The organism is Facklamia miroungae (assembly GCF_012396555.1).
In the GTDB taxonomy this organism is placed as follows: domain Bacteria; phylum Bacillota; class Bacilli; order Lactobacillales; family Aerococcaceae; genus Facklamia; species Facklamia miroungae.
In genome coordinates this window covers 119,540-131,135 of record NZ_JAAXPS010000003.1, presented here as the reverse complement: position 1 = coordinate 131,135, position 11,596 = coordinate 119,540, and the positions used below count along the sequence as shown (strand labels likewise).

The window sequence follows — 11,596 nt, the reverse complement described above, 5'->3', positions numbered from 1 at the left end:
ATAAAGAAATCCCTTTTTTGATTTCTAATCTCATACTACCTAACCACAGAAAGAAAAGCATAGGCCGGAAGACTTAATTTCCAGCCCATGCTCTTTATTATTGAAATTTTTTATTCTTATCACGCTTTAAAATGGCTTTCAAAAATTGACCTGTATGACTGTTACGTTTCTTAGCCACTTCTTCAGGGGTTCCCGTTGCAACTACCTGTCCCCCATGACTTCCTCCTTCCGGTCCCATATCAATAATATAATCAGCGGTTTTTATCACATCTAAATTATGTTCAATAATTACGACGGTATTTCCAGCATCCACTAAACGGTTAATAACATCCATCAATTTAACTATATCATGCACATGTAGACCTGTTGTCGGCTCATCCAGAATATAGAGGGTTTTGCCGTTTGAAACACGGTGGAGTTCCGCAGCTAATTTCATCCGTTGAGCCTCCCCGCCCGATAAGGTGGTTGCAGATTGTCCTAGCTGAATATAACCGAGGCCGACATCTTGTAGAGTTTTCATTTTTCGCGCTATTTTCGGATGTGCATTAAAAAATTCAACCGCTTCATCAACTGTCATATTCAAAACATCACTGATGGATTTACCTTTAAATTTAATCTCCAGTGTTTCTGAATTATAGCGAGCCCCATGACAAACATCACACGGAACATAGACATCCGGTAAAAAGTGCATTTCAATTTTCTTTATTCCTGCACCCCCACACGATTCACAGCGGCCTCCTTTGACATTAAAAGAAAATCTACCTTTATTATAACCGCGTATTTTCGCATCATTAGTATTGGCAAATAAATCCCTTATGTCATCAAAAACAGAGGTGTAAGTAGCCGGATTGGACCTTGGTGTTCGCCCGATTGGACTTTGATCAATTTCAATCACTTTTTCCAACTGCTCATATCCACTGATCGATTTGAATTTGCCGGGTCTTTCTTGAGTTGAAGTTAATCGTTTGGCTAAAGCTATTTTCAAGATACGATTCACTAAAGAGGACTTACCTGAACCTGAAACGCCCGTAACACAAGTCAAACGTCCAATCGGAAAAGAAATATCAATATTTTTTAAATTATTCTCACTCGCCCCTTTGACTTCAATCCAGCCTAAATCTTCTTGTCTTCGTTCTTTAGGTATCGCTATCCCCTTTTGTCCCCTTAGATATTTACCAGTCAACGATTGAGAATTATTCATGACTTCTTCAGGGGTTCCCGCTGCAACAATTTGTCCACCTTGGTCACCTGCTCCAGGTCCAATGTCGATTAAGTAATCGGCTGCCAACATGGTTTCTTCATCATGTTCCACCACAATTAAAGTGTTGCCTAAATCGCGCATTTCCATTAAGGAATGAATCAAACGGTCATTATCTCTTTGATGCAAACCAATTGATGGCTCATCCAGAATATAGAGCACCCCACTCAGACGAGATCCTATCTGGGTAGCCAAGCGAATACGCTGTGCCTCACCACCAGATAAAGAACCGGCAATACGATCGAGCGTTAAATAGTCAAGTCCTACATTATTTAAAAAATTCAAGCGATCGATAATTTCTTTCATAATTGGTTGTGCAATCATTTGATCATGTTCATTAAATGTTAGACTCTCGAAGTGCTTCTTAGCTAAATCAATCGAAAGCTCTGTGACTTCTGCAATGTTTTTTTCAGCCACTTTTACACTCAAGGCTTTTTCGTTCAAACGTTGCCCTTTGCAAGTCGGGCACTCTAATTCTTGCATATAATTTCGCAAAACATCCCGCATATAATCAGAAGCTGTTTGATTATAACGCCGTTCAACATTATTAAAAACACCTTCAAATGTTTGGTCAACTGTTCGCTTCTTACCACCATGCATGGGCTCGAAAGTAAATTTAAATTGAAAATTAGACTGACCGTATTTTAGCACTTCTTGTTGGTCTTTAGTTAATTGTTCATAGGGAACATTCATAGGAATCCCATAGGCTTTAGCAAATTGTTCGAGCATTGAAGCATAATATCCTGATCCTTCTTTACCCCAAGGTAAGAAAGCTCCTTCACTTAAGGTTAGACTGGGATCTGGAATAATCAAGTCTTCATCGGGGGTCAAGCGAGATCCTAAACCGTCACAGGCTGGACACGAACCGAATGGGGCGTTGAAAGAAAAGAGCCTTGGTTCTAATTCGTCAATAGAAAAGTCACAATAAGGACAGGAGTAATGTTCATTAAAATATAATGACTCCCCATCAATAACATCGACGACTAAATAACCTTTTGAAGCTTTGACTGCTGTCTCCACCGAATCATAAAGACGCGAACGAATACCCTCTTTTATAACAATCCGATCGACAACAATTTCAATAGTGTGACTGACCTTTTGGGAAAGCTCGGGAACCTCCGCCAAATCATAAACTTCACCATCTACTCTCACGCGAGCATAACCTTCTTTTGCTACTTGTTCTATCACTTTCTTATGCTGACCTTTTTGATTGCGTACCAGTGGGGAAAGTATTTGTATTCTAGTACGCTCAGGCAATTCTAATAAACGATCAACCATTTGTTCGACCGATTGTTTAACGATCGGTAAATTGTGTCGGGGACAATAAGGCACACCCACTCTCGCATAAAGCAGACGTAAAAAATCATTTATTTCGGTAGCTGTTCCCACAGTGGATCGAGGATTTTTACTCGTTGTTTTTTGATCGATTGAAATCGCTGGACTTAACCCTTCAATTGAATCAACTTCTGGTTTATCCATTTGTCCCAAAAATTGGCGGGCATAAGCCGATAAGCTTTCAACATAACGTCTTTGCCCTTCCGCATACAAGGTGTCAAAGGCCAAAGACGACTTACCTGAACCAGATAACCCGGTAACTACAACTAGCTGATCACGTGGTATTTCAATATCTATATTTTTTAAATTATGGGTTCTTGCTCCCTTAATCGTAATTTTATCTTTACTCAAAATGATCCCTCTCTTCCATATCCATTCACCCTATTATAACACAGGTTTGATTGCAAACCAGAAAATTTGTTCGTATATTTTTCCGAACGTTTGGCTCGATTTCTTCTTATTCATCTAACTTTTTCTACTCCTGTGATTGAGGGTATGCTAGAATCAATTTATGCTATTAAGAAAGGGTGTTGAAAAATGCAATTAGTTTACAAAGGCAAAACAAAGGATGTATATTCCTTAGAGAATGGAAATTATCTCTTGAAATTTAAAGATGACGTCACCGGAGAAAATGGAGTCTTCGATCCTGGTGCTAACTCTGTGGGCCTTTCGATTGAAGGTGTTGGCCGGGCAGGTTTAGAATTGTCTCAATTTTTCTTTGAGAAAATCCATCAAGCTGGAATCTCAACACACTTTGTCAACGCTAACCTTGATGAACAAACAATGGAGGTCAAACCTGCTAAAGTATTCGGAAAAGGTCTAGAAGTTATTTGCCGTCAAAAAGCTGTCGGATCTTTCTTCCGCCGTTATGGTGATTATATCGAAGAAGCAAGCGATCTCCCTCAATATGTAGAATTCACAATTAAAGACGACGACCGTCAAGATCCACCAATTACCAAAGAAGGACTCGTTGTTCTTAACATCTTGTCAGCTGAACAAGTTGATCGTACTATTGAATTAACCCGTCAAATAACAACGATTGTCTCTGATGAATTAAAAGCTCATGGGCTCGATCTTTATGATATTAAATTTGAGTTTGGTACCTTGAAAGATAGCGATGAAGTTGTCTTGATTGATGAAATTTCTGGTGGTAATATGCGTGTTTATAAAGATGGCCAATACATCGAACCCTTGAAATTGCACGAATTACTTTTTAAAAACTAATTCATTCCCGATTCTAAATAATAAATTTGATCTTCAAAAGCGTTCAGATTCTTATCTGAACGCTTTTGTTATATGGTCAATGTATTTTTTTCTCAGACTATAGTCTGATTTTACCAAAAACTACTTTACCTGTCGTAGTAATTGGCTTAAACTATAAGTACTTCATCTGATGTAGTAAAAAAGAAAGAGGTGGTTAATTGTCCAATAGTGATGTATTCCGCGGATATAACGATCTTTTCGTATTAGCCATTCTTAACAAAGGTGACTCCTATGGCTACGAAATAGGCAAACAAATCTCACTTTTATCTCAGCAAGAATATATTATGAAAGAAACAACTCTTTACTCTGTTTTTAATCGGTTAAAAAAGGAAGGACTCATTGAAGATTACCCAGGTATCAAAACGAATGGTCGCCAAAGAACGTACTACCGTTTAACCGCTCTTGGAAAGAAAGTTTTGCAAGAAAAAGTAAAAGAATGGAAACTGGTCAAACAAATCGTCGAAAATATTATCAAAGGAGTTTAACCATGGAAGTTATCAAAAGTTATCTTGACTCAATGTTTAGTAAGGTAGAATCGACAGATGAAACACTTCGACTCAAAGAAGAAATTCTGCAAAATATGGAAGATAAATATCACGACTTACGCGCTTCTGGCTTAAGTGAACACGAAGCAATCGGTAAAGTCATTACAGAATTTGGCAATATCGACGAAATAATTCAAGCTTACCACCTTCAAACCCGTGAGACTCAACAAACTACCTACTATCCCCTCTTAAATGAGAAGGATTTAAATGACTATATTACCAATAATATTAAATCAACCTTACTGACTGCCTTAGGAACTTTTTTGATGATCGCTTCTACTTCAGTCTTTATGACCATGCAAGCCATCCTAGGCGAGGACAGTACCGTTGGAGATAATATTGGTACTAGTGTCATTATTATCTCTATAGTCATTGCTATAGGGTTTTATATAATGGCCAGTCAGTTTAATGACAAACCAGATAATGTAGCCAAAGGAGATTATAGTCTGTCAAAAAAAATAGAAAAAGATCTTCAAAACCAACTGAAACAACAAGAAAAGGCAAATACCTATGCTATCATTAGCGGAATTGCCTTAATTCTCATTCCTATTATCCCAATCATAATTGTTGACAATATGAATGTTGCTTCTGGTTTAGTTGATTTAACGATTTCAGGACTCTTAGTTTGTGTAGCTAGCGCAGTCTTCCTTTTTATCTATTTTGGCGGAAATTTATCTATGTATAAAAAGATATTAGAAGCTGGACTTTCTGCACAAGCTGATCAAAAAGAAATCCAAGAAAAAGAACGTCATAAACGAATCAATAAACTGATTGATGATATCTATTGGCCAATTGTCTCTGCCATTTATTTTATATGGTCTTTTATGACTTCGACTTGGGCAACCTCATGGATTATTTTTATCATTGGGGGTATCATTGAAGAGATTGTGAGAAATATATTTGGTATAAAGGAAGAGTAACTTTCAGCTAACACAAAAAACCATTCATCGTTAATGATGAATGGTTTTTTGATTTTAACTAATCTTAGTACTCCTTTTCAAATAGTTTGTTCATAGTTTCAGCCATGTAAATGATACAAAACGGAAACGTCCAGAAAACGGCAAACCCAATCCCAAATGCTATATAAATTTCGATTAAAGTTTGTGAGTGAAATAAAGCAACAAGTATTATTCCAATACACACAAAAACAAAAGTGATCAAGGCAACTATCAAGAACTGAGCCAGAATCGTTTTGGCAATTTGCCAGAAATGACGTAATCCTATTGAAAGCCCCTTAGTGATGGTTGTCAAGAAATTGTAATTTCCTTCTATATCATAGGCTACCAAGAAGGCAATAGGTACTGTGATAATAGTTAAAACGATTACCCCAACCATAACAAAGAAAGAAGCAAAGGAATTCCTTGCGAATAATTGCGAGATTATAAAGTTTAAGCCGGTCCACAGTAGACTGCTTGCTAAAAAAATACTAAATTGCGTAAAAAATAATTTTAACGGCAGTAAGATTGCTTGTTTAGGAGAGCTTTTAAAATAGGCAGATTCCATGATTCGTGTAGCGGGAAAGTTTAATTTCAAAAAAATAGATCGCAGAAGCATTATAAATAAATAGGCAATGAACAGAGTTGAAATCAATGTTAATAATCCATTTATTCCTATAATCTGATTAGTCACTGAATCAATTAATTTATCAAGAGCTATTTTATTAAAAAAAACAATGGGTTGATTAATAATCGAAAAAAAATTTATTCTTGTAGCTCCAACTAAATTTAAAAGACGATTCATTAAAAAGAAACCAAATACCGGAATAAGGAAAACAGCTAAATAATATCCATAATTTTTATGAAACTTTTTTAAGGCTTCCTTGAACATCTTGTTCCTCCTAACTTTCCTGTCATACCACCAACTTCATAAGTGCGAGTATTCTAAATAGCTAAAAATCAGCCCTTTATAAACGGTAGGACATTTATAAAGGGTGAAAATTTTTCATTTTATTAATTATTAATGGTAGCTACATTGCCGCCAATCTCAAACTCATACTTATGGCCTTGAGTTAGAGAGTGATAAAAGCCTTGGCCTTCAAAGATTTGAAACACTTGGGCGCCTTCTCGGTCCGCTTGGTCGGGATAGACCATTTCGACATAAGGATTACTTCCTAATATTTCAACCAATTTTTCCTTACCTAATTCTCTAACCTTGCCTTCTACTCGAATCACCTGTATCAAATAATCTTCTTCCTTCATTGCAGTCACTGCAACGTATTGATTATCTTGAAGCTGTTGGTAGAGGTTTGTCTTTGGATTGGTCATGAAAAAAACCCCTTTATCATTTGCAAGCCCCACATGTACATGACGGGCATGGGGTTTGTTTTGGCAATCAACCGTAGCTAATACAGCTACTTTCATGTCATTTTGCAATATATCCATAATGGTGTCAACATTCATCATTAGTCTCCTTAAGCTTTTTCACTTAATATTCCAATTCAAAAATTTTATTCAAAGTGTTAATTAAGTAAACTTCGACTAGTGGTCCGATCCAAAAAATAAAAGCAAGAAGAGCCAATAATCCAGTTAAACCACCAGCAACGAGTGGACCTAGTCCGTCGGATGTGAAGAAGATTGATAATAGAGGTAAAATTATAAGCACTAAAACTATAATAAATCTCACAAATATAGTTTTTACAATACGACCAAAGTGGCGTTTACCAATACTAAGACTTTTTGTGAAAGTTGACCAGAAGTTATATTTACCATCTACATCATAAGCAATCAAGTACCCAATTGGAACAAAAAAGACTTCCATAATCAAATAAATCAAACCCAGAAGGATTGCTCCTCCAAAAAGTACACCCGAACCTTTTTCCATTAGTTGCGAAAACAGAATAAAAGCAATGATTCCAATTATAAGAATTTGTGCAATACTTGCTAGTAAAGTAGCAAAGAAAGATTTCACCGGAAGGGTGATTATTTTTAAGGGTGATGTATGAAAGAAAGCTGAATCAGCAATTCGCATTTCAGGAAAATTTAATTTTTGAAAAAAAGCACGTCGCTGCATAATGCTCAAAAAGCTAGTTAGAATCATTGTGATAAGTGTAATAACTCCCCCCCAACCGGTATACTTGCTAGCTAACATATCGCTGGTTAAATTCATCATCTGATCCGGTGACATGGCAGGATTAATCATCCCTACTATTTCTTCCGTTGTATTGTTAGCGGGATTTAACATTCCTAAAATCCAATTTATAATAAATGTTCCAACTAATGTTATTAACAAAACACCTATAAAAAAACCATAATTTTGTTTTAGCTTTTTGACTGAGTCTGACAACATATAACCACTCCTTATACTTCATTTTTAAGCTTATTTTAACAATTAAAGCTCCTCTCTTCAATACAACAATCCGGATATTCTGATGTTTGGAAGTGTAAAAGATCCCTCTTCTTTATTAAAAAGAGGGATTCGTTAATTTTTATTAAATTTCTCTATGAACCGGCTTGATTAATTGATACAAATCGACGATTTCTTTAGCCATATCATTGACTGTCATTGCATTCATTAAATGGTCTTGAGCATGAATCATTAGTAAGGATAATTCCGAGCTTTTTCCTTGAGCTTCACCCACTAAAAGTTTGGTTTGTAGTTGATGAGCAGTCAAGATTGATTCCTTGGCTAGCGCAAATTTCTGCTGAGCTAGATCAAAGTCACCTTGTTTAGCAAACCGTATCGCTTCCATAGACTGACTCCGTGCATCCCCACCATTAGCAATCATTAACATGGCAATTTCTTGTACTTCTTCTGTTCTCATATTAATCTAAAAGTGATTCGGCGTGGGCAAGAACTTTTTTTCCGTTAGCTAAGCCATAATCGTTTTTATCAATACTATCAACCACAATTTTTTTAGGCGCATATTGCTTCGACAAGCCTTCTGACAAGTAGGAAACTTGTGGCCCTAATAAGAGGACATCAATATTTTGCTTATTAACATAATCTTCCATCTCTTGAATTGAAGAAGATATAATGTCATAATCTAATCCTTCTGATTTCACGATGTTATTCATTTTGTTAACCAACATGGTTGTAGACATTCCTGTACCACATACCAACATAATTGTTTTTTTACTCATTAGTCACCCTCCATTATTATAAATAACTATAATTTCACTCTATAGCATACATATTAACTGATTATTTAAGCGTTTTCAATGGCTTTGTACTTTTTTGTCTGCTTCGATACTCTTATTAATCCAAATACTAATAGGACTTGAATAAAACGAATTTAAACTAATGATAGTCAGTAACATCTCAGTGTGAATGAAGCGTCTTTATATAAATTAAAATGTCTTCACAGAAACAGTTTAACACGATACAACTTTATTTTACACCTCTAATTAATCCTCAGTAGTATGTCTTAACATAGCAATCCGTTCTGTCACTTCCTGAAACATTCTCTGATCATATTCAGAAGTAAAGTGACGGGTTATCTTATCTGTTAAATAATTGACAAACTCTTTAATCACTTCTTGATGTCTGTGCGAAGAATTGAGTCCTATAAAGTATAAAGCTTCATAGAGATCTCTGATCAAATAGGCATCTCTAGCGATGTATTGAACCAATTGACCAAAATTTTGAAACAAAATCTTTTGAAAAGGACAAAAATCATAGCAAACGCCCACTTCTATTTTCTGAGAAGAAGAAAGCTCTACCTTATCAGTATAAACGGCATATCTAGCGGGTGCCTGACCCAACTCTCCTAGTAATATTGATTGATAGCGAAAGACGTGACTGATTGTATTTGGATCGTTAATGGAAGGAGAAGCACTCCGTAAAGCAATATCGGTCAATTTAGATAGTGCAAAATCAGGATTATACATGGAAGAAGGTTCGTGTTGAAAAATAAAGCAACGATTGAGCTTTTCTTGGAATTGTTCCCACTCTTTTTGTTTTTTTGGCGAATATACCTCGGCTAAAACGGCTCCTTCACCGACAAAATCGCCATTTCTTACTTTCAGAATGATCAAGCAATGGCATTCTTTAGATAAATCGTATAGGCGATCTATATCCACGAAATCGAGGTACCCCTTCTTCAATGAATAAACACTTTGACTCGCTCCACCTTGAATAGAAGGTAATTGATTGACAAATTCTGCTTCTTGAAAAAACTGCTTATTTTGAGAAATAATTTTCGAAGCTCTTTGAAAAAGCCCCTTAATTACTTGGTTGTGTTGAACTGATTGTGAAATATCATAGACAAACCGAATGAAAAATAAGACACTCGCCAGTCCATACATCAAGGCAACGGTCCCTGACAAAATTAAATACTCGTCTGCCGACTCTCGCATAAAGAACAAGGAAACCAGGCAATACACAAACCCTCCCAAGTATATGCCTAATGTTTGAGTGGATACTTTACGAAACAGAAAATTCTCAATTGTTCTTGGCCCAAAGCTGGAAGCATAATAGGACATTACACTTAACATAGTCGCAAAAGTAAATGTTGCAACTGCAAAGAGCGACCCTGCTAGAGAACTTAAGATCATTTGAGCAAAATTTTGACTTGTCAGCATTACACTCGGCAAGGCATCTAGATCTCCCCAATAACGACTATCCATCAACATGACAAATACTGCTAAAACAAAGGCGAAAATAACATTATATAGAAAAACCCACCACGATTTTTGATCTTCAAAATATAATTTTAAACTCTCAATCATACTTACACTTCCTCATCTATGTCTATCCTTATTTTTAAGAATAGGACATTCTTTATTATTCTACAAGTCATCAATATCTTCAATATTTTTCCCTATACATTTAATTAAGCAAGTCATTCGTTTGAGAATTTTATCACAATCTTAAAGGAAGCGCTTATTTGATATTTCACGATCTTCTAATTTTTATACATCTAGAAGCTTTCATATAGGCGTTTTACACTTGTGTCAAAGAACGAGAATTGCATTAATTTTTTGTGAAAAGTATTGAACATTCTTAATTAAATGTCTACAATGGAGCATAGAGATTTCCTAGGAAATAACTTTAAATTAATGATTGGAGGATTCATTTTGAAAAAAGAAATCGTATTTCCAAAATTAAGTTCAAAAGTATTGTCAGGGGTTATAATTGAGTGGACGACTGAAATTGGTCAGACTATTCAAAAAGGTGAAGTATTGTATTCTGTGGAAACAGATAAAGCTGTTCACGAGATTGAATCGCCTTTTACAGGAAAGATTATAGCTGTTCATCGCGAGCTAGGTGACGAAGTTAATGCTGGCGATTTAATTGCTACAATCGAAGAAAGTGAGGAAGTTTAAATGAAAATTAACGCCTCTTCATCTACCCAAGTAAAACCACGTATCCGCTTTGACAATGAATCCGTCGATCAAGTTAACCACTTACTTTCTAGTTTACAGCTGAATACTGTTTGTGCTGAAGCAACCTGTCCTAACCTAGGTGAGTGCTACAAAAATGGTACAGCCACCTTCATGATCCTTGGTAGCCATTGCTCAAGAGCTTGTCGTTTTTGTGATATTCTGACAGGCAATATGGAAGAAGTGAATGACAAGGAGCCTGAAAACTTAGCCGATGCTTGTAAAACACTGGGGCTTCGCCATGTGGTAGTGACCAGTGTGGCACGTGATGATTTAGAAGATGGTGGAGCTGAACAATTTGCTCGCACAATTCGTGCTGTTAAAGAAAAATGCCCAGACACAACGATCGAGGTGCTTATACCAGATTTCCTAGGTAACAAAGAAAGTCTTGACCTTGTTATTGAAGCAAATCCTGAAATTATTAATCATAATATCGAAACGGTAGAGCGTTTATCTCCAAGAATTCGTCACCGCGCTACCTATGAACGTTCTCTTGACGTTTTAAAATATATTAAAAAACAAGCACCCCATATCTATACAAAGACAGGGATAATGCTAGGCTTAGGTGAAACTGAAGAAGAGGTTGCTCACGCTATGGATGATAGTTTAGCGGTAGGCGTAGATTTCTTTACAATTGGACAATACCTTCAGCCTTCCCCTAAGCATTACAAACTAGAAGAATATATTTCGCTTGAACAATTTGGTAGATACAATAAAATGGGAATGAAAAAAGGTTTCAAATTTGTCGCTTCTGGCCCACAAGTTAGAAGTTCTTATAAAGCCCATGAATCCCTAGATGCAGTTGGGGTGAACAAGCATTTTGACGCCGAAAACAGCTTGATTGCTCAAATAGCCCAAGAGAAAGCTTAAAGATC

General features: G+C 36.2%; 12 protein-coding genes. 5 read left to right on the top strand and 7 right to left on the bottom strand.

Annotation, left to right across the window (positions count from 1 at the left end):
* Positions 1 to 97: 97 nt before the first annotated feature.
* Positions 98 to 2,944, bottom strand: coding sequence for an excinuclease ABC subunit UvrA (gene uvrA, locus HF969_RS04250; protein WP_090289569.1), 2,847 nt, complete (start codon positions 2,942 to 2,944; stop codon positions 98 to 100).
* Between the two features lie 186 nt (positions 2,945 to 3,130).
* Here uvrA and HF969_RS04245 point away from each other — a divergent pair, with 186 nt between their 5' ends.
* The 3 genes from HF969_RS04245 to HF969_RS04235 all read left to right on the top strand — a co-directional run bounded on the left by HF969_RS04245 (position 3,131) and on the right by HF969_RS04235 (position 5,321).
* On the top strand, positions 3,131 to 3,817 hold the full coding sequence (locus tag HF969_RS04245; RefSeq protein ID WP_090289570.1) for a phosphoribosylaminoimidazolesuccinocarboxamide synthase: 687 nt from the start codon (positions 3,131 to 3,133) through the stop codon (positions 3,815 to 3,817).
* 197 nt (positions 3,818 to 4,014) lie between these two features.
* Positions 4,015 to 4,341, top strand: a complete 327-nt coding sequence (locus HF969_RS04240; RefSeq protein ID WP_090289571.1) for a PadR family transcriptional regulator — start codon at positions 4,015 to 4,017, stop codon at positions 4,339 to 4,341.
* 2 nt (positions 4,342 to 4,343) lie between these two features.
* Positions 4,344 to 5,321: a permease prefix domain 1-containing protein gene (locus HF969_RS04235; RefSeq protein WP_090289572.1), complete on the top strand. Its 978-nt coding sequence runs from the start codon at positions 4,344 to 4,346 to the stop codon at positions 5,319 to 5,321.
* A 64-nt stretch (positions 5,322 to 5,385) separates the two neighbouring features.
* Here HF969_RS04235 and HF969_RS04230 read toward each other — a convergent pair whose 3' ends face one another.
* The 6 genes from HF969_RS04230 to HF969_RS04205 form a co-directional block, all read right to left on the bottom strand.
* Positions 5,386 to 6,228 carry a hypothetical protein gene (locus HF969_RS04230; RefSeq protein ID WP_090289573.1) on the bottom strand — a complete coding sequence of 281 codons (843 nt, stop codon included), beginning with the start codon at positions 6,226 to 6,228 and terminating at the stop codon, positions 5,386 to 5,388.
* A 122-nt stretch (positions 6,229 to 6,350) separates the two neighbouring features.
* On the bottom strand, positions 6,351 to 6,800 hold the full coding sequence (locus tag HF969_RS04225; protein ID WP_090289574.1) for a pyridoxamine 5'-phosphate oxidase family protein: 450 nt from the start codon (positions 6,798 to 6,800) through the stop codon (positions 6,351 to 6,353).
* Between the two features lie 25 nt (positions 6,801 to 6,825).
* Positions 6,826 to 7,686: a hypothetical protein gene (locus HF969_RS04220; protein WP_090289575.1), complete on the bottom strand. Its 861-nt coding sequence runs from the start codon at positions 7,684 to 7,686 to the stop codon at positions 6,826 to 6,828.
* A 142-nt stretch (positions 7,687 to 7,828) separates the two neighbouring features.
* Complete coding sequence (locus tag HF969_RS04215; RefSeq protein WP_090289576.1) at positions 7,829 to 8,161, bottom strand: PTS sugar transporter subunit IIA; 333 nt, start codon at positions 8,159 to 8,161, stop codon at positions 7,829 to 7,831.
* Position 8,162: 1 nt separating this feature from the next.
* A complete protein-coding gene (locus tag HF969_RS04210; RefSeq protein WP_090289577.1) occupies positions 8,163 to 8,480 on the bottom strand; it encodes a PTS sugar transporter subunit IIB in 318 nt (105 codons plus the stop codon).
* Between the two features lie 264 nt (positions 8,481 to 8,744).
* The gene (locus HF969_RS04205) at positions 8,745 to 10,067 is read right to left on the bottom strand and encodes a DUF2254 domain-containing protein (RefSeq protein WP_090289578.1); all 1,323 of its coding nucleotides are present in this window, start codon (positions 10,065 to 10,067) and stop codon (positions 8,745 to 8,747) included.
* Between the two features lie 348 nt (positions 10,068 to 10,415).
* Here HF969_RS04205 and HF969_RS04200 point away from each other — a divergent pair, with 348 nt between their 5' ends.
* Positions 10,416 to 10,664 carry a biotin/lipoyl-containing protein gene (locus tag HF969_RS04200; protein ID WP_168427159.1) on the top strand — a complete coding sequence of 83 codons (249 nt, stop codon included), beginning with the start codon at positions 10,416 to 10,418 and terminating at the stop codon, positions 10,662 to 10,664.
* Entirely contained in the window at positions 10,665 to 11,591 is a 927-nt protein-coding gene (gene lipA, locus HF969_RS04195) for a lipoyl synthase (protein WP_090289580.1), read from the top strand.
* Positions 11,592 to 11,596: the final 5 nt, after the last annotated feature.